Origin of the sequence: Propioniciclava soli (assembly GCF_014858005.1) — a bacterium.
Taxonomy (GTDB): domain Bacteria; phylum Actinomycetota; class Actinomycetes; order Propionibacteriales; family Propionibacteriaceae; genus Propioniciclava; species Propioniciclava soli.
The window spans coordinates 73,160-92,717 of record NZ_JACYOT010000009.1; the positions used below are offsets into that span (position 1 = coordinate 73,160).

The 19,558-nt window shown below is 73.5% G+C and carries 21 protein-coding genes and 1 tRNA gene; 15 read left to right on the forward strand and 7 right to left on the reverse strand.

Annotated features, from left to right (window positions below; genetic code table 11):
* Positions 1-222: 222 nt before the first annotated feature.
* Positions 223-777, forward strand: coding sequence for an AMIN-like domain-containing (lipo)protein (locus IFY26_RS11195; protein WP_232549088.1), 555 nt, complete (start codon positions 223-225; stop codon positions 775-777).
* Between the two features lie 136 nt (positions 778-913).
* On the opposite strand, the gene IFY26_RS11200 is transcribed toward IFY26_RS11195, so the two are convergent.
* From IFY26_RS11200 to IFY26_RS11210, 3 genes are all read right to left on the reverse strand, one after another.
* Positions 914-990 (reverse strand) — tRNA-Pro (locus tag IFY26_RS11200).
* Between the two features lie 49 nt (positions 991-1,039).
* Entirely contained in the window at positions 1,040-1,954 is a 915-nt protein-coding gene (locus IFY26_RS11205; RefSeq protein ID WP_232549089.1) for a metallophosphoesterase, read from the reverse strand.
* On the reverse strand, positions 1,951-4,374 hold the full coding sequence (locus IFY26_RS11210) for a transglycosylase domain-containing protein (protein WP_232549090.1): 2,424 nt from the start codon (positions 4,372-4,374) through the stop codon (positions 1,951-1,953). The genes IFY26_RS11205 and IFY26_RS11210 overlap by 4 nt, the downstream gene beginning before the upstream one ends.
* Before the next feature lie 257 nt (positions 4,375-4,631).
* Here IFY26_RS11210 and IFY26_RS11215 point away from each other — a divergent pair, with 257 nt between their 5' ends.
* The 7 genes from IFY26_RS11215 to IFY26_RS11245 are packed head-to-tail and all read left to right on the forward strand — an operon-like array spanning position 4,632 to position 9,259.
* The gene (locus tag IFY26_RS11215) at positions 4,632-4,910 is read left to right on the forward strand and encodes a WhiB family transcriptional regulator (protein ID WP_232549091.1); all 279 of its coding nucleotides are present in this window, start codon (positions 4,632-4,634) and stop codon (positions 4,908-4,910) included.
* A gap of 36 nt (positions 4,911-4,946) precedes the next feature.
* Positions 4,947-5,108 carry a DUF4177 domain-containing protein gene (locus tag IFY26_RS11220; RefSeq protein WP_232549092.1) on the forward strand — a complete coding sequence of 54 codons (162 nt, stop codon included), beginning with the start codon at positions 4,947-4,949 and terminating at the stop codon, positions 5,106-5,108.
* Positions 5,105-5,569, forward strand: coding sequence for a RidA family protein (locus IFY26_RS11225; protein ID WP_232549093.1), 465 nt, complete (start codon positions 5,105-5,107; stop codon positions 5,567-5,569). The genes IFY26_RS11220 and IFY26_RS11225 overlap by 4 nt, the downstream gene beginning before the upstream one ends.
* Positions 5,569-6,249, forward strand: coding sequence for an endonuclease III (gene nth, locus IFY26_RS11230; RefSeq protein ID WP_232549094.1), 681 nt, complete (start codon positions 5,569-5,571; stop codon positions 6,247-6,249). Before IFY26_RS11225 ends, nth begins: the two co-directional genes overlap by 1 nt.
* Positions 6,246-6,860, forward strand: coding sequence for a TlpA family protein disulfide reductase (locus tag IFY26_RS11235; RefSeq protein WP_232549095.1), 615 nt, complete (start codon positions 6,246-6,248; stop codon positions 6,858-6,860). Before nth ends, IFY26_RS11235 begins: the two co-directional genes overlap by 4 nt.
* A complete protein-coding gene (locus IFY26_RS11240; protein ID WP_232549096.1) occupies positions 6,857-7,531 on the forward strand; it encodes an NUDIX hydrolase in 675 nt (224 codons plus the stop codon). The genes IFY26_RS11235 and IFY26_RS11240 overlap by 4 nt, the downstream gene beginning before the upstream one ends.
* A 27-nt stretch (positions 7,532-7,558) precedes the next feature.
* Positions 7,559-9,259: a glycoside hydrolase family 13 protein gene (locus IFY26_RS11245; protein WP_232549097.1), complete on the forward strand. Its 1,701-nt coding sequence runs from the start codon at positions 7,559-7,561 to the stop codon at positions 9,257-9,259.
* Here the strand turns inward: IFY26_RS11245 and IFY26_RS11250 are convergent.
* Together IFY26_RS11250 and IFY26_RS11255 are read right to left on the reverse strand one after the other, a co-directional pair.
* On the reverse strand, positions 9,241-9,804 hold the full coding sequence (locus IFY26_RS11250) for a phage holin family protein (RefSeq protein ID WP_232549098.1): 564 nt from the start codon (positions 9,802-9,804) through the stop codon (positions 9,241-9,243). The genes IFY26_RS11245 and IFY26_RS11250 overlap by 19 nt on opposite strands.
* Positions 9,805-9,884: 80 nt before the next feature.
* The gene (locus tag IFY26_RS11255) at positions 9,885-10,646 is read right to left on the reverse strand and encodes a class I SAM-dependent methyltransferase (protein ID WP_232549099.1); all 762 of its coding nucleotides are present in this window, start codon (positions 10,644-10,646) and stop codon (positions 9,885-9,887) included.
* Between the two features lie 111 nt (positions 10,647-10,757).
* Here IFY26_RS11255 and ssd point away from each other — a divergent pair, with 111 nt between their 5' ends.
* The 7 genes from ssd (at position 10,758) to IFY26_RS11290 (ending at position 15,754) form a co-directional block, all read left to right on the forward strand.
* The gene (gene ssd / locus IFY26_RS11260; RefSeq protein ID WP_232549100.1) at positions 10,758-11,807 is read left to right on the forward strand and encodes a septum site-determining protein Ssd; all 1,050 of its coding nucleotides are present in this window, start codon (positions 10,758-10,760) and stop codon (positions 11,805-11,807) included.
* Positions 11,791-12,930: a TadA family conjugal transfer-associated ATPase gene (locus IFY26_RS11265; RefSeq protein ID WP_232549101.1), complete on the forward strand. Its 1,140-nt coding sequence runs from the start codon at positions 11,791-11,793 to the stop codon at positions 12,928-12,930. The genes ssd and IFY26_RS11265 overlap by 17 nt, the downstream gene beginning before the upstream one ends.
* Before the next feature lie 4 nt (positions 12,931-12,934).
* The gene (locus IFY26_RS11270; RefSeq protein WP_232549102.1) at positions 12,935-13,780 is read left to right on the forward strand and encodes a type II secretion system F family protein; all 846 of its coding nucleotides are present in this window, start codon (positions 12,935-12,937) and stop codon (positions 13,778-13,780) included.
* Positions 13,777-14,406, forward strand: coding sequence for a type II secretion system F family protein (locus IFY26_RS11275; protein WP_232549103.1), 630 nt, complete (start codon positions 13,777-13,779; stop codon positions 14,404-14,406). Before IFY26_RS11270 ends, IFY26_RS11275 begins: the two co-directional genes overlap by 4 nt.
* A 192-nt stretch (positions 14,407-14,598) precedes the next feature.
* A complete protein-coding gene (locus IFY26_RS11280) occupies positions 14,599-14,937 on the forward strand; it encodes a hypothetical protein (protein ID WP_232549104.1) in 339 nt (112 codons plus the stop codon).
* Between the two features lie 65 nt (positions 14,938-15,002).
* Entirely contained in the window at positions 15,003-15,380 is a 378-nt protein-coding gene (locus tag IFY26_RS11285) for a hypothetical protein (RefSeq protein WP_232549105.1), read from the forward strand.
* Entirely contained in the window at positions 15,377-15,754 is a 378-nt protein-coding gene (locus IFY26_RS11290) for an Rv3654c family TadE-like protein (RefSeq protein ID WP_232549106.1), read from the forward strand. Before IFY26_RS11285 ends, IFY26_RS11290 begins: the two co-directional genes overlap by 4 nt.
* Here IFY26_RS11290 and IFY26_RS11295 read toward each other — a convergent pair.
* Together IFY26_RS11295 and IFY26_RS11300 are read right to left on the reverse strand one after the other, a co-directional pair.
* Positions 15,663-17,996, reverse strand: a complete 2,334-nt coding sequence (locus tag IFY26_RS11295; protein ID WP_232549107.1) for a DEAD/DEAH box helicase — start codon at positions 17,994-17,996, stop codon at positions 15,663-15,665. The genes IFY26_RS11290 and IFY26_RS11295 overlap by 92 nt on opposite strands.
* A complete protein-coding gene (locus tag IFY26_RS11300; RefSeq protein WP_232549108.1) occupies positions 17,993-19,507 on the reverse strand; it encodes an amidohydrolase in 1,515 nt (504 codons plus the stop codon). The genes IFY26_RS11295 and IFY26_RS11300 overlap by 4 nt, the downstream gene beginning before the upstream one ends.
* Positions 19,508-19,558 lie beyond the last annotated feature (51 nt).

A 19,558-nucleotide genomic window follows, 5' to 3' on the forward strand; every position in this document is an offset into this window, starting at 1 on the left:
GCGATGCGTTGCGATCCGGGGCGTTGCGGGGCGGGGCGGCGTCACGGTGCCCCCGCGGGGGTGGGGCTCTCGAGGGCAGGGTAGCGGAGCTCCCGGGGGGCCAGGCGCTCCGAGCGCCACAGCTCTCGTGTCTGCCGCGAAACCTGACGGGCACGCCGGGCGTCGTATCAGGGTGAGACGCTGCTCGCTCCTGAGAGCGTCTCCACACGAAAGGGGCCTCTCATGTCCATCTCGATCCTTCGCCGGTTGGCCGTCGCCACCGCGTTCAGCCTCACGGCGGTGCTCGTGCCGCTCTCCGCGGCGACCGCCGACGCCGCCTCCTGCTCGGTCGTGTGGGGTTCGGTGCCGCGCAGTGCCGGCACCATGCAGCAGCAGAACCTCGTCGACGTCCGCTCGGGTCAGCACGCATGCTTCGACCGGATCGTCGTCGACCTGGCCGGGGGCACGCCGAGCGGCTACGCCGTCCGCTACGTCCCCGAGGTCCGTGCGCAGGGCACCGGCGATGTCATCGCGCTGCGGGGTGGCGCCCGGCTGGAGGTCACCGTCCTCGCCCCGGCGCACGACGACCGCGGGCGGGCCACGTACGTGCCGGCGAACCCCAACGAGCTCGTGGACGTCACCGGCCATGCCACGCTGCGCCAAGTGGCGTGGGGCGGTTCGTTCGAGGGGCAGTCCACCCTCGGCGTCGGCGTCCGCGCCCGGCTGCCGTACCGCGTGTTCGTCCTCGATGACGGTGCCACGAGCCGCCTGGTGATCGACGTCGCACATCAGTGGTGAGACGACGCCGCTCGCTTCCCACGCAGCGGCGCGCACGTCACTGGGCAGCGGTGCATCGGCCGAACTGCGCTGCGGTCGTCTCCACGGGAAAGCCGCTCCGACCGGGCTGTGTGCCTGGGTCGGAGCGGCTCTGTGGTGGTCGGGGTGACAGGATTTGAACCTGCGGCCTCTTCGTCCCGAACGAAGCGCGCTACCAAGCTGCGCCACACCCCGATGGCCCTCACGAGCCGACGAGCAGTCTAGCCGATCCGCGTCCTGATTCTCACATCGGGTCGGGCGCCGGGATCAGCGTCAGCAGGGTCGCCTCCGGCGGGCAGGCGAACCGGTAGGGCGCGAAGGGCGACATGCCCACCCCGGCCGACACGTGCACCTGGGCCGTCCTGTTGCCCACCTTGTGCCCGAACATGCCGCTGGCGTGCTCGCGGGGGAGGTCGCAGTTGGTGACCAGTGCGCCCTTGCCGGGCACGCACACCTGACCGCCGTGCGTGTGGCCGGCCAGGATCAGCTCGACGCCGTCCGCCGTCATGGCGTCGAGGATGCGCCGGTAGGGAGCGTGTGTGACGCCGAGGTTGAGCACCCCGGGTGTGGCTGGTCCGGCGACGGCGGGGTAGTCGTCGCGGTGGTGGTGGGCGTCGCCGGTGCCGCGGACGTGCACCGTCCGGCCCGCCACCTCGATCTGGGCACGCTGGTTGTCGACGTCGACCCACCCCACGCTCTCGAACGCGGCGCGAAGTTCGTCGGTGGGCAGGTCGGACGCCTCGCCTCCAGCGTCGCCCAAGGAGCGCCCCGAGTGGCCCAGCAGGTAACCCACGGGCAGCTTGAACCGCGGCCCCTCGTAGTCATTGCTCCCGAACACGAACACGCCGGGCACGTCGGTCAACCGGGCGAGAGACTCCATCAGGGGCCCGACCGCCTGGGGTGAGCTGATGTTGTCACCCGTCGTGACCACCAGGTCGGGCTCCAACCCGCCCAGGCCGCGCAGGAAGTCACGTTTGCGCGCCTGCGAGGGCACCAGGTGAATGTCCGACACGTGCAGCACGGTGAACGGATCGGCCCCCCGGGGCAGCACCGGCACCTGGTAACGGCGCACCCGGAAGTCATGGGCCTCGATCAGCGCGCCGTACGCCACGCAGGCCGCGCCCGCGCCGAGGACGCCCGCGGCTAGTCGCCCGATCATCCGTTGCCGCCCGGGGCGGCCGGGGGTTGGTCGCCCGGGGGCTGTGCGGGCGCCGGTTCGGCTGCGGGTGGTTCGGCGGGAGGCGCCGAGGTCGCTGCGGGGGCCGGGGCCGGGGCCGGCGCCGGCCCGCTGGACACGCGCAGGGTGATCGTCGACCACTGGGGCGCGGTGCCCCGGGGCGAGATGCCGAGGAACGTACCGGAGGGGCGGTCACTCTCGACCCGGGAGATGCGGGTGCCGAAGCCGGCCTCCTGCAGCCGCGCCCGGCAGGCGTTGACCCCCAACCCGGAACAGCTCGGCACGTCGATCTCGGGTGGGGTGTAGCGGGTCGGGGCCACGAACTCGCCGCGCTCGTACCCCTCCAGGGCGACCTCCATGGCCGGTTTCCACAGGTGGGCGCCGGCCTCGCCGCCCGAACTGCCGCGCAGCCGGATCCGACCGTTCTGAATGGGCGCGCCCTCGAGGGACGGTTCCCTGCGGCCCACGAAGCGCTCGGCCCGCTTGTCCACCGTGATCATGGCGGCGGTGGCGAGCTGGGGTGTGTAACCGAGGGTCCAGATCGTCGGCGCGTTGGTGTCCGTACCGGTCTTGCCGGCGATGCTGTAGCCGGGAATGTTGGCCGCCCGGGCCGTGCCGCTGCGGAAGGGGCCGCGCATGACGTCGGTGATGCGGTCAGCCACCTCGGGGGCCATCACCTGCTGGCAGTCGGCGCTCGGCACGTCGTACGTCTTGCCGTCGGGCCCGGTGACCGACTGGATGATGATCGGGTTGCACCGGGTGCCGCGGGCGGCGATGGTCGCGTACGCGTTGGCGAGCGAAATGGGGGAGACCTCCGCCGTACCCAGCGTCAGGGATGGGTTCTGGATGTTGATGACCCCGGGGCCCGTGTTCTCCGCGTCACTGATACCGAATCGCTGGTTGCCGGAGAGCTTGAGGCCCAGCTTCTCGGCCATCTTGGCTACGTCGCACAGGCCGACGTCCTGCTCCAGAGCGACGAAGAAGTTGTTCACCGAGTTGGTGGTTCCCGAGTACAGGTCGAACGACCCGCCGACCCCGTTCACCTCCCAGTCCTTCGCCGTCACCGTGCCGTCGCAGGTGCGGAACGTCTCGCCCGACCAGTCCTGGGACCGCTCCACCTGGTAGGTACGCCCGGTCGGCATGCCCTTCTCGATGGCCGCCGCCACGACGAACATCTTGAAGGTCGAGCCGCCGAAGTAACCCTCCGCACCGCCGAGGCTCGGCTCCATGGCGTAGTTCCAGTAGGTCTGGCCCGGGCCTTCACCCCTCTCGGGGCGGCTCTGCGCGATGGCCTTGATGAGACCCGTGCCCGGCTCGATGGTGGCGATGACACCAAGCACCGGATCGGTCGGGTAGATGTAGTTCGATACCGCAGCCTGCGCGGCGTCCTGGGTGCGGGGATCGATCTCGGTCTGGATCGTCAGGCCGCCCCGCTTGAGGAAGCGCTTCCTGCTGTCGGAGTCAGGCCCGAGGCTGTCCATCTGCAACAGCGTGCGGTACACGATGTCGCACAGCTGCTGGTACCGGGCCGCGTTGCAGCCATGCGGCGTCTCCGTCACCAGGGCGCGGTCGAAGCCCTCGGCCTTGGCGGCCTCCCCATCCTCCGGGCTGATGACCCCCTGGAACTGCATCACGTCGAGGACGTTGTTGCGCCGCTCCAGGGCGATCTTCTCGTTGCTGATCGGGTCGGTCGTCGCAGGGTTGCGGACGAGGCCCGCCAGCATCGCGGACTGGCTGAGCGTCAGGTCCTTGGCCGTGGTGCCGAAGTAGCGGCGGGCCGCCGCCTCGACGCCGTAGGCGCCGGCGCCGTAGTAGGACAGGTTGAGGTAGCGCTCAAGGATCTCATCCTTGCTGAGCTTCTGCTCCAGCGCGATGGCGTACCGGAGCTCGAGCACCTTGCGGGCGAACGTCCGGTCCCTGGCCGCGCTGAGCGCGTCCTCGTCGTTGTCGGCGACGGCCTTGTCGATGAGAGCGAGCTTCACGTACTGCTGGGTGAGGGTCGAGCCGCCCTGGGTGTTGCCGCTCGTGGTGCGGACGAGAGCGCGCAGCGTGCCGCGCAGGTCAAGTGCCCCGTGCTCGTAGAAGCGCTGGTCCTCGATCGAGATCTGGGCCTGCCGCATCGTGGGTGAGATTTCGTCGAGCGGAACGTAGACGCGGTACTCCTCGAAGAAGTTCGTCAACAGCGAGCCGTCGGCCATGAGCACGCGCGAGCCCTCAGCCGGGGGTGGCGTCTCCACCTCGGCCGGGATCGAGTCGAGCGCAGCGGCACCCAGCTTCGACACCTCCGACGCGACACCGGCGGTCGGTACGGCCAGGCCGGCGACGAGCACACCGCCCAGCACGCTGACGGCGAGGAACATCAGGCTCGAGTAGAGCTTTCGTCCCAGCGAAGGTTCACCCATGGAAACAGAGTACGTCACCCCACCGACGATTCCCCGGTGGGGTGCCGGCGAGCACGGCGCCGCCCCGGCGAGCGGGAGGCGGGGATTGGCGCAGGACCGACCGTCTACGACACAATGTAGGAGGTGCTGGACGGTGGTCTTGTGCAACGGATGCCCGCCCTCATAGAGTGCGGACACATGCGCGGTTCCCCCGGCCAGCGAGGTTTCGGCTCGGGTGGGCCGTGCCGGCAATGGACAGCCAGGTGGAAGGACGTGCGATGACGGTCCTGGAGACGGAGCACTGGACGCTCAAGGCGCGCTGCCGCGGGATGCAGGACCAACTGTTTCCCGAGGGGGCCGATCAGAAGAGGGCCAGAGCCGTGTGTTCCGGGTGCCCCGTCCGCTCCGAATGCCTCGCCGAAGCCCTCGACAACCGCATCGAGTGGGGGGTGTGGGGTGGCATGACCGAGCGGGAGCGACGCCAGCTGCTGCGCCAGCGCGCCGACATCACCTCGTGGCAGTCGGTGCTGTGCGAGACCAGGCCCGACGGCCACTGAGCTTTTCTGTCGGAGGCATCATCTAGGCTCGGGTCCATGACCAAGTGGGAGTACGCCACCGCGCCCGTGCTGGTGCACGCGACGAAGCAGATCCTCGACACCTGGGGCGCCGACGGGTGGGAGCTCGTCACCATCGTCCCCGGCCCCAACCCCCAGAACATGGTGGCCTACTTCAAGCGGCCACTGACCTCGGCATGAGCCCCACCAGGCGGCTGGCCGAGCTCGGGCTCACGCTGCCCCCCGTGGCCGCGCCCGTCGCTGCCTACGTCCCCGCCGTCGAGGCCGCTGGGCTCGTCGTCACCTCGGGCCAGCTGCCAACGCGTGGCGGGGCCCTGGTGTCCGTGGGCAAGGTCGGAGCCGAGGTCAGCGTGGCGGACGCCGTGGCTGCCGCGCGGGTGGCGGTGCTCAACGCGCTGGCGGCCGCGTCCGCCGTGGTGGGCGGCCTGGACGCGATCGGTCGCGTCGTCAAGCTCGTGGTGTACGTCGCCAGCGCGCCCGACTTCACAGGCCAACCGCAGGTCGCCAACGGCGCCAGCGTCCTGCTGGGGGAGATCTTCGGTGCGGCGGGGGAGCATGCTCGCAGCGCCGTCGGCGTGGGCGTCCTGCCCCTGGATGCGCCCGTCGAGATCGAACTCACCGTCGCACCCGCCGGGTCGTAGTGGCTGCACCCGGCCAGCCGCAGGCCATCGACGCGGCGCTCGGGGAGCTCTACTCGGATGCGGATTGCGAGCTCGACTTCACCTCCCCGCTCGAGCTGCTCGTCGCCACCGTCCTGTCGGCCCAGTCGACCGACCGCCGGGTGAACGCGGTGACGCCGGCGCTGTTCGCCCGTTACCCGGACGCCGCCGCGTACGCGGGTGCCGACGTCGCCGAGCTGGAGGCCCTGATCACACCCACCGGGTTCTTCCGGGCCAAGGCCGGGCACCTCATCGGCATCGGCGCCGCGCTGGTTGAACGCTTCGACGGTGCGGTGCCCGGCACGCTGGCCGACCTCGTCACGCTGCCCGGTGTGGGGCGCAAGACCGCGAACGTGGTGCTCGGCAACGCCTTCGACGTCCCGGGCCTGACGCCCGACACCCACTTCATCCGGCTCGCCAACCGATTCGGCTGGGTCGCGTCCACCAAACCCGACGCCGTGGAGCAGGCCGTCGGAGAACTGTTCCCGCCCGAGGACTGGGTCCAGCTCAGCCACCGTGTCATCTGGCACGGACGCCGCCGCTGCCACGCGCGGCGTCCGGCCTGTGGCGTTTGCCCCCTGGAGGGGCTGTGCCCGAGCTACGGCGAGGGCCCGACGGACCCGGTCGTCGCGGCCACGCTCGTCCGCGAGCCGCGCGGATGAGGCGTCTCGCCGCCCTGGTTGCGTGCGTGCTGGTGCTGAGCGGGTGCGCGGCGTCGAGCGGCACCGCTCCCGCCGTGTCCCCGCCGCCGCTGGCGGTGGCCCCCGAACTGGTCTCCCAGCGCGAGGCGGCAGGGATTCCTGACTGCCCAGCCACTCCGCTGGAGGCCGAGGCCGTGGCCGGCGGGTTGCCCGACGTGGTCGTCGGCTGCCTGGGCAGCGGGCGGCAGGTGAACCTGGCCGCCCTGCGCGGCACCCCGATGGTGCTCAACGTGTGGGCGCAGTGGTGCGGCCCCTGCCGCGCCGAGGCGCCCCACCTGGCGGAGTTCGCGGCGGAGGCGGCGGCGTCCGAACAGCCCCTGGTGGTGCTGGGCGTCGACTACGACGACCCCGAGCCGGCGCTCGCGCTGGAGTTCGCGGGGGGCGCCGGCTGGACGTATCCCCACCTGCACGATCCCTCGAAACGGATCGCCGGGCCGCTGCGCATCGACGGCATCCCCGTGACGCTCTTCGTCAACGACCGCGGTCAGGTCGTCTACCGGGTGGTCGGGCCAGTGGCGTCCACCCAGCAGCTGCGTGACCTGGCCGCCGCGCACCTGGGGGTGACGCTGTGAACGCGCTGCCCCCGGGGCTCGCGGCCCTGCGCGGCGTGCTGGCTGAGGCGGACGCCGGTGCCGGAGTGGTCGGCTCCCGGGCGACGGGCCGGGGCCGACGCGCCGCCGTCCTCATCCTGTTCTGGTGGGACGCCGACGTGCCGCCGGGGGGCGGCATCGACGGGCTGCGGCTCGCCCTCGTCGAGAAGTCACCGCGGCTGCGCTCGCACGCCGGCCAACTCGCCTTCCCCGGCGGCGGGGTCGACCCGGCGGACGCCGACGACGTGGCCGCTGCGCTGCGTGAGGCGGAGGAGGAGGTGGGCATCGCGCCGGCCGAGGTCGAGGTGCTGGGCGTGTTGCCGGCCGCGTCCGTCCGCGTCTCGGGCTACCGGGTGACGCCCGTGGTGGGCTGGTGGCGGACGCCGCGTCCGCTGCTGGTGGCCGACACCGACGAGATCGCGGCCGTCCACGCCGTGGCCGTGACCGAGCTGTTGGAGCCGGCGAACCGGGTCACCTGGGAGCACCCGCTGGGTTATGAGGGGCCGGCGTTCGTGGTGGACGACCTGTTCGTGTGGGGATTCACCGGTGACCTGCTGGCCGGTCTGGTGCGGGTGGCCGGGTGGGAGCGGTCCTGGGATCCGGCGATGCGCACCCCCGTTCCCCGCCGGTTCCTCCGCGACACCGGCCAGTAGCGCCGCCCGGCGTGGCAGGATCGACGCATGGAGCAGCCCCTCAGCGACCCGTGGTGGTCCGACGCCGTCGTCTACCAGATCTACCCCCGCTCGTTCTGCGACAGCAACGGCGACGGCGTGGGCGACCTGCAGGGCATCATCAGCAAGCTCGACTACGTGGCCGATCTCGGCGTCGACGTGGTGTGGCTCTCCCCGATCTATGCCTCCCCGCAGGACGACAACGGGTACGACATCGCCGACTATGAGGAGATCGACCCGCTGTTCGGCACCATGGGCGACTTCGAGGAGCTCGTAGCGGGGCTGCACCGGCGCGGCCTCAAGCTGGTGATGGATCTGGTGGTCAACCACACCTCGGACGAGCACTCCTGGTTCCAGAGCTCGCGCGACCCACAGTCGCCGAAGCGCGAGTGGTACCACTGGCGTCCGGCGCGCGAAGGCTTCGAACCGGGCACGCCGGGTGCCGAGCCCACCAACTGGGGGTCGTTCTTCGGCGGGTCGGCATGGGCGTATGACGAGGCGTCCGGTGAGTACTACCTCCACCTGTTCAGCCGCAAGCAGCCGGACCTCAACTGGGAGAACCCCGAGGTGCGCGAGGCCGTGTACGCGATGATGAACCGCTGGGTCGAGCGGGGCGTCGACGGGTTCCGCATGGACGTCATCAACCTCATCAGCAAGACCATGCCGCTCGCGGACGGCCACCAGCGGCCCGGAGAGCCGTACAGCTTCGAGGTGGAGCGGGTGGCGAACGGCCCACGCATGGTGGAGTTTTTGGAGGAGATGAACGCCGCGGTCGGCATCGACGCCCGGCAGCTGTTCACCGTGGGGGAGATGGTCATGTGCACGGCCGAGCAGGCCCGGATCTACACCAGCCGGGCCCATCCGCGGTTGGGCATGGTGTTCACGTTCGAGCACATGAGCCTCGACCAGGGGCCGGGCAGCAAGTTTGAACTGAAGCCGCTGCACCTGCCCGACCTCAAGACGAACCTCGCCCACTGGCAGGAGCAGCTCGGCGAGGAGGGGTGGAACTCGCTGTACTTCGAGAACCACGACCAGCCGCGCGTCGTGAGCCGGTTCGGTGACGACTCACCCGAGCACCGCGTGGCCGCCGCAAAGGCTTGGGCGACCGTGCTGCACCTGCACCGGGGGACGCCCTATGTCTACCAGGGCCAAGAGATCGGCATGACCAACGCCGGCTTCACGCGCATCAAGCAGTACCGCGACATCGAGTCGCTCAACTACTTCGCGGACGCCACCGCCGCCGGTGTGCCGGAGCAGACGGTGTTGGCGGGGCTGGCGTTGAAGAGCCGCGACAATGCGCGGACGCCGATCCCGTGGGGCGCCGGCCCGCAGGGGGGCTTCACGCGCGGGACGCCGTGGCTGCCGCTCAACGCCAACGCCGACACCGTCAACGTGCAGGCCGCGCTCGCCGCGTCCGACGGGGTGCGGGCCCACTACCAGCGGCTGATCGCGCTGCGGCACGAGCTCGAGGTGATCCAGAAGGGGCGCTTCGACCTGCTGCTGCCCGAAGACCCGAAGTTGTGGGTCTTCACGCGGACGCTGACCAGCGAGCAGGTGCTGGTGGTCGCCAACATGAGCGCGCACCTGGCCAGCGTGCCGGTGCAGCAGCTGCCCGACCTGCGTGACGCGGAGCTGCTGCTCGGGGGCAGCGGTGCCGACATCCAGACGCTGGAGCCGTGGGAGGCGCGGGTCTACTTGGTGCGCGGCTGAGCGGGGCCCTCGCCCGGGGTGTACACCGAGGCGGCGGTGGCACCGCTGCCGGAGCCATCGACGACGGTGGCTCCCGCGCCGGTGGTGCGGTTCGCGGCGCGCAACGGGTCGTGACCGGCGACGATGGCGCGGACGTTGGCCTGGCCACGGTTGATCGCGGTGGTGACGGCGTCCACGGACTTCTCGGCCTCGGCGACCGTCTTCTCCGCCCCCTCGAACTTGATCTTGGATTTGCCGATCAGGGCCAGGATGCCGGCGATGACCAGCAGAATCACCGCCATCGTGAGGAAGCCGAGGGTGAACGCCCACACGATGCTGACGAGGCCGGTGTACAGGGCCGTGAAAGCCAGGCCGCCGCAGATGAACAACAGGGTGACCGCCTGGAGGGCGAAGTAACCCGCGGCACCGAACAGGCCGGCCCCGATGCCGAGGCTCTTGGCCTGCGGGATCAACTCGGCCTTGGCGAGCTCGATCTCTCCCTTGACGATGGTCTGGACGTCCGACGTGATGTCGGCGATGACGTCACCGATCTCGGGCTCGGCCATGGCGGTCTCCTCCTGGTGTGGAACGCTGGTGGGCGGCGCAGCGCCCGACGCCATGCTAGCCCGCTCGCGTCCGGCGCGCTCTACAGGCGGATCGCGAGCCCGTCGTCGGGCGGGGTGATCGAGTCGTTCGGCAGGGCGGAGTGGTTGACCTCCGCGCGCCAGCACGCCACCTGGTAGGGCAGCAGCAGCGGCTCGGGGGGGCGGGCGGACGACTCGTACAGCTCCCCGACCTCGCGCATGAGCTGCGCCAGCCGGTCGGCGGGCAGGTCGGGGAACCGGTGGGCGACCATCTGCATGAGGTCGACCCGCGCAATGGGCACCCAGAGCCGGTGGTTGCGCCGCTCGACGGTGGGGAACCACGGCACGTCGGCCAGGGCGGCGACACTGTCGGTGCCGTAGTTGCCGGTCATGGCCTCCGGATCGACGTCCTGGAGCAGCGCGGCCAGCCGGCGGACCCACGGCACCGAGTCGTCACGGATCATCCACGACAGGGCCAACCGGCCCCCCGGGGTCAGCACGCGTGCGAGCTCGGGGAGGACGGCGTCGGCCTGGAGGTGCTGCAGCGACTGGTGGACGAACACGGCGTCGAAGGCGTGCGCGGCGAACGGCAGGCGTTCGGGGCGCGCGACGGTGGGCAGGGCCCCGGGTGCCCGGTGCACCAGGGCCCGCAGGCCGCCGCGGCTGGCGTCGCAGGCGACCAGGGCCGCACCGCTCCCGGCCAGCTGCTCGATCACGGGAGCTCCCGATCGGCCCAGCACGAGCGCCCGCGCCTGCCCGAGGGGACGCGGGACGAGCCACGTGAGGGCGGCGTCCGGGAACGCCGGGAGTCCGGGGCTGGTCATGGGCTCGATGGTAGCGAGCCGCCCGGCCGGGGCCTGTGCATGACCACGCACGGCTGTCCACAGGGCCCGGGCCGGTGACCGGATCGGCCGGTGGCGGCCGAATGTGGGGGTGTGGGAACTTCGAGCGCGCCCGTGGTGCTGGCGACGGCTGAGGCGGCGGTGGTCGACGCGGTCGAGTCGGTGGCGGCGGCGCTCCGGGTGGGTGTCACCGTCGTCACGACGCCGGACGCGGCCCTGGCGGCCTGGGCGGGGGCGCGGGTGGTGTTGGTGGGGCCCGACATCGCCCCGGCGCTGGCGTCGGAAGGGGTGAGACGCCGGCCGCGGGCCTACCTGCTGGGGTTCGATCCGTGGGGCGTCGCGCCGTGGTCGGTGGCGTTGGGGGCAGAGGTCATCGTGCTGCCGCAGGCCGTGGCGTGGCTCACCGACATCCTCGGCGCCGACGACGCCGACGCGTGCCCCGTGGTGGCGGTGGTGGGGGGCAGCGGCGGGGCGGGGGCGTCCACGCTGGCGGCCGGCCTGGCGCTGGCCGCGGCGGAGCGGGGCGTCGCGTCCGCCCTGGTGGACGCCGACCCGGTGGGCGGTGGCCTCGACCTGCTGCTCGGGGCGGAGCGGCTGCCCGGCCACCGGTGGGGCCGCATGGCGGGCGCGCAGGGCGAGGTGGGCGACGTGCGCGGGCTGCTGCCGCGCGTCGAGGGGGTGACGCTGCTCTCGATGGCGCGCGACGCCGGTGAGCTGCCGGGCGCCGGTGCCGTGGCGGCGGTGACGCGCTCGCTCGCGCGGCACCACGGCCTGGTGGTGCTCGACGCGGGCCGGACGCCGTGGCCCGCCGCCCGTGCGCTGGTGCGCAGCGCCTGGCCGACGATGCTCGTGGCCAGCGCCGGCGTCCGGGCCGTCGCGTCGGCACGGGCCGTGGTCACCGCGCTGGAGCTGGACGGGGCCGGAGTCGTGGTGCGCGCCGTGCCCGGGGTGCGGGTGCCGCCCGAGCTGGTCGCCGAGGCCCTCGGCCTGGAGCTGTGGGGTCAGGTGCCCTTCGACCGGGGCGTGGTCGCCGCCGCGGAGGCGGGGGAGCCCCCGTGGCTCGGCCGCTCGCGGTGGGGCCGCGCCGTGGCTGGGCTGCTGGAGACGGTCTTGGCGAGGGCCGGCGATGACGATCGATCTTGACGCCGTCCGGGCCCGGCTCAGCGCCGCGGGGTTGGGGGCCCGACCCGCCGAGGTGGCCGGTGTGCTGGCGGACCTCGGGCACGTGGTCAGTGATGGGGCCTTGCTCGCCACCGTGGACGCGTTGCGCCGCGAGAGCACCGGAGCCGGTCCGCTGGACGAGCTGCTCCGGCTGCCCGGCATCACCGACGTGCTGGTCAACGGCCCGCACGAGGTGTGGATCGACCGGGGCCGCGGCCTCGAGCGCAGCGCCGCCGCGTTCACCGACGACGCCTCCGTGCGGCGGCTCGCGGTGCGGCTGGCGGCGCTCGTTGGGCGCCGGCTCGACGACTCCTCGCCGTTCGTGGACGCCCGCCTGCCCGATGGCACGCGGGTGCACGCGGTGCTCGCCTGCGTCGCGGGGCAGACCTGCCTGTCGCTGCGGGTGCCGGCCCGTACCGCACTGACCTTGGCGGACTGGGAGGCCGGCGGCGGCCTGACGGCACAGGGGCGTGCGGTGCTGACCGGGCTGGTGCGGCAGCGCCGCGCTGTGCTGGTGACCGGTGGTACCGGTTCGGGGAAGACGACGTTGCTCGCCTCCCTGCTCGGGGTGGTGGACGCCGGTGAGCGCCTGGTCATCGTCGAGGACTCCCGCGAGTTGTGCCCCGACCACCCCCACGCCGTGCGGCTGGAGGCCCGCTCGGCCAACGCCGAGGGCGCCGGACGGGTGGGGCTCACCGACCTGGTGCGCAACGCCCTGCGGATGCGTCCCGATCGGATCGTGGTGGGCGAGGTGCGCGGCGCCGAACTCGCGGATCTGCTGGCGGCCCTCAACACCGGCCACGAGGGCGGGCTCGGCACGGTGCACGCCAATGCACCCGCCTCGGTGCCCGCCCGGTTGGAGGCGCTCGGCGCGCTGGGTGGGCTGGGCCGGCATGCACTGCACGCCCAGGTCGCCGCCGCCCTGGACGCCGTCGTGCACGTCCGACGCGCCGGGGACGGTCGCCGCTTCGTCAGCACGATCGGTGTCGTTCGGGCCGGGTCGGACGGCCTCGTGCGGGTCGAGTCGGCCCTGACCTGGGACGACGCCGGCGTGGCCCGGGCGGGGCCCGCGGCGGCCGACCTGACCGTGCTGGCGGGGGCGTAGCGCCGTGGGCCTGGTGGTGGTGGCCGCGGGCGCCGCGGCGCTGGCCGCGTGGTGGTGGACACCCAACGGACGGGCACTGCGGGCCGGCGCCACCGTCCCCGGGGTGCGCGGTGGACGCGGCCGCACGCAGGTCGGACGCGGCGGCCGGCGGGCGCGGAGGCTGTTCGTCGGTGCCGTGGCGGTGGTGGGACTGGTGCTGGGCGTGGGTCTGGGGGTGGGGTGGGCTGGCGGGGGAGCCCTTGTCACCGTGGCGCTGGTGGGTGCCCTCCTGACCGGCACCGGGGCGCGGCTGACCAACCGACGCCGCGAGCGCCTGCGCCGAGTCGCTGCGCGGCGCGGTGTGGCCGCCGCGGCCGAGAGCGTCGCCGCGCTGATGCGCGCCGGCCGGATGCCGACGCAGGCGCTGACGCAGGCGGCGTCCGACTGCCCGGTGCTGCGAGAAGCAGCTGCCGAGCTGGCATCCGGCGGGGAGGTGGCCGACGCCCTACGACGCTCGGCGCTGGCGCCCGGGCAGGAGGGACTGCGCCAGCTCGCCGACGCCTGGCAGGTCGCGGTGCGCACGGGAGCGGGGTTGACCGAGGCGTGGCAGGCGGTGGCGGAGAACCTGGAGGCCGAGGAGGAGGTGGCGCGGTCGGTGCTGACCGAGATGGCCGCCGCCCGCGCCGCGGGCCGCGTGATGGGGGTGTTGCCCGTGGCCGGCGTCGGGTTGGCGTACCTGTGGGGTGGGGACCCGGCCGCCTTCTGGCTGGGCAGTGTGGGAGGTGCCGCCACCGCCGTGACCGGCGTGGCCCTCGGCTGCCTCGGGGTGGTGTGGACCGACGTGGTGGTCGAACGGGCGGGGGGACGATGACGGTGCTGGTGGGTGTCGCGACGCTGGCGTGGGGGCTGGCCGTGTGGCTGCTGATCCCACCGGCCGGGGCAGCACGGCTCCGCGCGGCGCCGCGGGCACCGGACGCCGGGCGCTCCCGGTGGGATGTGTGGGCGGCCGAGGTGCGCGCCCGCCTGCCCGAGAGCAGGGCGGAGCGACGCCGCCGCGAGGCGCTGATGGCCTCGGTGCCAGTGGTGTGCGGCCTCCTGGCCGTGTGTGTGGAGGCGGGGGCGCCGGCCCGCTCGGCCGTGGCGGTGGTGGCCGCAACCGTCGCGGAGCCGGTCGCCACCGAGTTGCACGGGGTGGGCCAGCGCATCGCGCTCGGCATCGATGAGCCGGCCGCCTGGGCGGCGCTGGCTGCTGTGCCCGGCTACCGCGCCGTGGCCCGGGACCTGGCCCAGGCCGTCGCGCGCGGCACGGGCGTGGCCGAGCTCTTGCGCCGCCACGCGCGAGAGGCGCGGCGTGACGCGGTGGGGGCCGCCCAGGCCCGGGCGCGGACGGCCGGGGTGTACAGCGTGATTCCGTTGATGCTCTGCTTCCTGCCCGCCTTCCTGTTGCTCGGGGTGGTTCCCGTGCTGGCGGCGATCCTCGGCTCGGCGCTCGGGTGAGGCCGATCCGCCCGGGTGGTCCGGGGTGCGGCTGGCCGCCATTGGATCCGCAGGCGTCGGTTCATCCACAGGCGTCGACCATCCCGCAGCGCCGTCCACAGGCGGATGAGGGCGGTGACGGTTTGGGGCGGCGGCGGCCGAATGTGGAGGGTGTGCCGCGCGGGGCGGTGCGAGGAGAAGGAGGAAACAACCATGGACGACCACAACAACTCCGGCGTCAGCACGCTCGCCGGCGGCACGGTGCTGGCTGACACGGTGCTGGCTGACGCGGTGGTGCACGAGACGGTGCTGCCCGAGACGGTGCTGCACGAGATGGTCTTGGCCGACGCGGGCGTCGTCAGTCAGGGCACGGACGGCTGCGCCCGCGACGAGCGGGGGCTCACCACGGTGGAGTACGCCGTCGGGCTGGTCCTGGTCATCACGATCGTCGGGCTGCTCATCACCGCCGCGAACCAGGGCTGGTTCATGGATCTGGTGAAGGTGCTCGTGCGTGCGATCTTCGCCGCGGTGACCGGTGTCGTGACGGGGTGAGGCCGGCGCGGGGCCGGCGTGGCGCCGGCCCCGCACTCGCCGCTTGACGCAACAAAGGAGGAGACGTGCACGACGTGACGACAGGGGCCGGTGGGCCACGGCGGGGAGGGTGCCGCCGCGGCCAGCGGGGCATGGTGACCGTGGAGGTGGCGTTGGCCAGCATCGGCCTGGCCGTTCTCGTCGGGGGCGGCTTCACCGTGGCCCACGCGGGGTTCCGGATGGTCGAGTGCCAGGTGGCCGCCAATGAGATCGCCCGGCAACAGGCCCGGGGGGACGCGGCGGCGGTGCGGCGCGCCACGGCGGACGCCCCGGAGGGGGCGTCGGTGGCGGTCCGCACGGTTGACGGGCGCGCCGAGGTCGAGGTCGGCTGGCGCGCCGCGTGGGGCCCGGTCGTCTGGCCGGTCGCAGCCCGGGCCGCGGTGATCGAGGAGCCCGGCCCGTGACCGGCCCGGGCGCGCGCGACGAGCGCGGGGCCGGCACGCTGCTGGTGGCCCTGGCCGGGGCGGCCCTGTGCCTGGTGCTGGCGGCGGCCGTGCTTGCGGCCGCGTTCGCCTACGCCCGGAGCCGGGTGGAGGGTGCCGCGGATCTGGCGGCGCTGGCCGGGGGGCGCTCCCAGGCGATGGGCCGGGAGGCGTGCCCCGCGGCGGAGGAGTCCGCGCGCGCGAACGGCGCGCGGATCACCGGCTGCACCGTGACGGGGGATGAGGTCGAGTTCGTCGTCGAGGTCAGCACCGCACTGCCGGTGGCCTGGGGGCCGTGGGATGCGCAGGTGCAGGGGCGTGCCTGGGCCGGCGTGGTGACGGGCGCCCCGGAATGAGCGCGGCCACCACCAGGGCGGCGGCGTCCTTGTCGAGCGGGTTGTTGCCGTTGCCGCACTTCGGGCTCACGACGCAGGCCGGGCAGCCGGTCTCGCAGCCGCAGGTGAGCAGGCGATCCAGCGTGGCGGTCCACCAGCGTTCGGCGGCGTCGAAGCCGGCGTCCGCGATGCCGGAGCCGCCCGGGAGGCCGTCGTGGACGAACACTGTGGGCAGGCCCGTGTCGGGGTGGAGGACGGTCGAGAGACCGCCGATGTCCCAGCGGTCACAGGGCACGAGCGCCGGCAGCAGGCCGATCGCGGTGTGTTCGGCGCCGTGCACCGCCCCGGGCAGCGCGGCGTCGGCGAACGGCAGGCGGGCGACCACGTCGGCGGGCAGCGTCCACCACGTGGCGCGCGTGGTCATCCGCCGAGGCGGGAACTCGAGCGGGTTCGAGTCCCACACCTTCCCGGTCTCGGCGTCGCGGCGCAGGTATCCGGTGACCTGCCCGGCGAGCTCGACGGTGCCGACGTGAACCGTCCCGAGGCCGAGCGGACGCGTCCGGTCGGTGGTGAGGATCCGCACGTCGGAGACGGACTGGGCCTGCGTGAAGTACTCCGGCCGCGCGGCCCGCACCAGCGCGACCCGGTCGTGTTCGTCGAGTTCGTCGACGACCCACGTCTCACCCTGGTGCACGTAGACGGCCTCGGGGTGCACCGTGCGGTCGGCGGCCGCCGGGTCGACCTGCCCGATGACGCGGCCGGTCGCGCGGTCCACCACCTCGACCGCCTTGCCGTGCATGGCGCGCAGGTCGATCGAGTCGACGGCCCGCTGGGCGTGCGTCCAGAACCATCCCGCCGGACGCCGGCGCAGCACCCCCTGCCGGGTGAGGGCGTCGGCCAGCTCGACGGTCCGGGGGCCGAACCAGGCGGCGTCCGCACCGGTCAGCGGGATCTCCTGGGCTGCCGCCGCCAGGTGGGGGCCGAGCACGAACGGGTTCTCGACGGGCACGATGGCGCGCTCCACCGGGGCGTCGAAGATCAGCTCGGGGTGGTCGACCAGATAGGCGTCGAGCGGGTCGTCGCGGGCGGCCAGCACGGCGAGCGCCTCGCGCCCGGAGCGTCCTGCCCGGCCCACCTGTTGCCAGAACGCGGCGAGCGTGCCGGGGAACCCGGCGGTCACCACCGCATCCATGCCGGCGATGTCGACCCCCAGCTCGAGGGCGTTGGTCGAGGCCACGCCACGCAGCCGACCCTCGGTGAGGGCCGCCTCGATGGAGCGACGGTCCGACGGCAGGTAGCCAGAGCGGTAGGACGCGATCGCCTCGGGCATGGGGCTGAGTTCCCGGGCGCGGATGGCGACCAGCTCGGCCTGGAGCCGCGAGGTGGTGAACGCGAGCGTCTGACCCTCCTGGCTCAGCTGTGTGAGCAGGGACGCTGCGGTCTCGGTGAGGTTTCTGTCGGGCCGCAGCAACACGATGTCGCGTGCCGGACGCGGCGAGCCGTCGGCCACCACGGGCACGACGTCGGGGTCACCGATGAGGGCGGCAGCGGTTGCTTCGGGCTCGGTCATGGTGGCCGAGGCCAGCACGAACACGGGGTCGGCGCCGTAGTGGTGGGAGAGGCGGCGCAGCCGCCGCAACACGGCGGCGAGGTGGGCGCCGAACAACCCGCGATAGCGGTGCGCCTCGTCCACGACCACGTAGCGCAACCCGCCCAACAGCCGGGCGTGACGGCCGTGGTTGGGCAGCACCGAGCGGTGCAGCATGTCGGGGTTGGTGAGGACGAGATCGGCGAAGTCGCGCGCGAAGCGGCGCTCGTCGTCGTCGGAGTCACCGTCCAGGGTCCCGGGTTTCCAGCCGCTCGGCCCGAGGAGGCGGCTGGCGCGGAGCTGGTCGTGCGCGAGGGCCTTGGTGGGGGCGAGGTAGAGCGCCGTGGCACGGCCGGTGAGGCGCAACCCGCCGGCGCGGGCCAGCGGCGGGCGTCCACCGGCCCCGGAGAGCGTGGCGGCCAGGATCGGCAGGAGGTAGGCCAACGACTTGCCCGAGGCGGTGGGCGTCGCGACGGCGACGTGGTGGCCGGCGAAGGCGGCCTCGGCGGCCTCGGCCTGATGGGTCCACGGACGGTCGATCCCCAGCTCGGCGCACGTCTCGACGACGCGCGGGTCGACCCAGGTGGGCCACGGGGCCGTGGCGCCTGCCGTGGCGGGGAGGCGGCGGGTGTGGGCGACGCGTGGGTCGGCGCTGAGCCAGGCCGGGATGCTCATGCCGTCGGCCCCTCGGTGGTGTGGGTCAGGCGGCCGGCGCACACGGTGGCGACCACGCCCACCGTGGGGCCGGGAGCCGAGTCGAGGACGGCCAGGTCGCCGGGCGCGCCCGGCGTGAGGCGGACGCCGTCCACCGATGCGGCCAGCGCCTCGCGCCACGACACGCACTGCTCGGGGTGCCAAGGCCCACGGGCGTCGTCACTGCGGCGCACCGCGGCGGCCATCGCCGCCCAGGGGTCGGGGCGTGCCACGGGGGCGTCCGAACCGAAGGCCAGGCGCGCCCCGGCGTCCAGCAAAGAACGGAAGGGGTACATCCGGCCGGTGCGTCCCGGCCAGACGGCCTCGGCGGCGTCCCGGTCGTCGGGGAGGTGCAAGGGCTGCACGCTGGCGGTGACCCCGAGCGCAGCGAACCGGTCGATGTCATCGGTGCAGAGCAGCTGCGCGTGTTCGACCGAACCCTGGGCGCCGGTCGCCGCGAAGGCGTCGAGCGCCGCGCGGTTGGCGCGATCCCCGATCGCGTGGACCGCCGCGCCGAGACCGGCGGCGTGGGCCCGACCCAGCAGGCGGGCCAACTCGTCCTCACCGACGTTGGCCGCGCCCGCCCAACCCTCTCCCGGCACCGCGTCCAGGGGGCTCGGGGCGTACGGGTCGCAGCACCATGCCGTCCGGGTTCCCATCGACCCGTCCGAGATCACCTTGAGTGGGCCCATCGTGACCAGGCCGGAGTCGTCCAATCGGTCACCGGTCCGCCACCCTGCTGCAATGACGTCGTCGAGGGCGTCGGGGTACACCGCGGCGCGGACGCGCACCGCGTCCCAACCGACCGCCGTGCGGGCGGGCCAGGCGCGCCACGCCGCGCCCAGCTCGAAGTCAACGATGCCGGTGACGCCGCGTGCGGCCAGGCGCCGGGCCGCGTTGCGCCAGTCGGAGGCTGTGGGATCGGCCCCGGGCAGCTCACCGATCCGGGGGAACACGTCGAACCACTCCTGCTCGGCCAGCACGCCCCGGCGGTGGCCGAGCCCGAGCGCGGACAGGGCAGCCGAGTTCAGCCAGCCGCTGTGCACGTCACCCGCGATGAGCACCACCGGGGTGCGCCCGCTGGCGGCGTCCAGGTCGGCCACCTGGGGGCGGGAGGGCCAGATGGCCAGGCGGTGCCCGAACCCGATCAGCGCGGGGACTGGATCGGCGTGTGCGAGGTGGCTTTGTTGGTCGACGCGGCGTGTCACTGCCTGCGCGACGCGCGCGCAGGCGTCCGCCGCCGACGCGGTTCCCGCCATCGGCAGCCAAGTGGTCGAGCGCACCCACTGCTCGGCGTGCACGTGGGCATCCCACAACCCCGGCACCACCCACCGACCCGCCGCGGCCCAAGTGGGCTCGCCCGCCGCGGCCAGACCGGGGCCCACCTCGGCGACCACCCCACCGCGGATGCGCACGTCGACGACCCCACCCGGGGGATCATCGGGGTCCAGTGGCACGGGGCGCACGTCGCGCACCAACAGGTCTCCCGTCACTGCGCCCTCCTTCCCCTCGCCTGCGGATCCGTCACCGGGGGGCGTGCCGTG

Bases quoted from the DNA above. Each gene is read 5' to 3' on its own strand.
- IFY26_RS11280 (WP_232549104.1), top strand. From the start codon at position 14,599: ATGGACGACCACAACAACTCCGGCGTCAGCACGCTCGCCGGCGGCACG.
- IFY26_RS11205 (WP_232549089.1), bottom strand. From the start codon at position 1,954: ATGATCGGGCGACTAGCCGCGGGCGTCCTCGGCGCGGGCGCGGCCTGC.
- IFY26_RS11255 (WP_232549099.1), bottom strand. From the start codon at position 10,646: ATGACCAGCCCCGGACTCCCGGCGTTCCCGGACGCCGCCCTCACGTGG.
- IFY26_RS11275 (WP_232549103.1), top strand. From the start codon at position 13,777: ATGACGGTGCTGGTGGGTGTCGCGACGCTGGCGTGGGGGCTGGCCGTG.
- IFY26_RS11295 (WP_232549107.1), bottom strand. From the start codon at position 17,996: ATGAGCATCCCGGCCTGGCTCAGCGCCGACCCACGCGTCGCCCACACC.
- IFY26_RS11225 (WP_232549093.1), top strand. From the start codon at position 5,105: ATGAGCCCCACCAGGCGGCTGGCCGAGCTCGGGCTCACGCTGCCCCCC.
- IFY26_RS11195 (WP_232549088.1), top strand. From the start codon at position 223: ATGTCCATCTCGATCCTTCGCCGGTTGGCCGTCGCCACCGCGTTCAGC.
- IFY26_RS11220 (WP_232549092.1), top strand. From the start codon at position 4,947: ATGACCAAGTGGGAGTACGCCACCGCGCCCGTGCTGGTGCACGCGACG.
- IFY26_RS11215 (WP_232549091.1), top strand. From the start codon at position 4,632: ATGACGGTCCTGGAGACGGAGCACTGGACGCTCAAGGCGCGCTGCCGC.
- IFY26_RS11250 (WP_232549098.1), bottom strand. From the start codon at position 9,804: ATGGCCGAGCCCGAGATCGGTGACGTCATCGCCGACATCACGTCGGAC.
- IFY26_RS11210 (WP_232549090.1), bottom strand. From the start codon at position 4,374: ATGGGTGAACCTTCGCTGGGACGAAAGCTCTACTCGAGCCTGATGTTC.
- IFY26_RS11265 (WP_232549101.1), top strand. From the start codon at position 11,791: ATGACGATCGATCTTGACGCCGTCCGGGCCCGGCTCAGCGCCGCGGGG.
- IFY26_RS11245 (WP_232549097.1), top strand. From the start codon at position 7,559: ATGGAGCAGCCCCTCAGCGACCCGTGGTGGTCCGACGCCGTCGTCTAC.
- IFY26_RS11235 (WP_232549095.1), top strand. From the start codon at position 6,246: ATGAGGCGTCTCGCCGCCCTGGTTGCGTGCGTGCTGGTGCTGAGCGGG.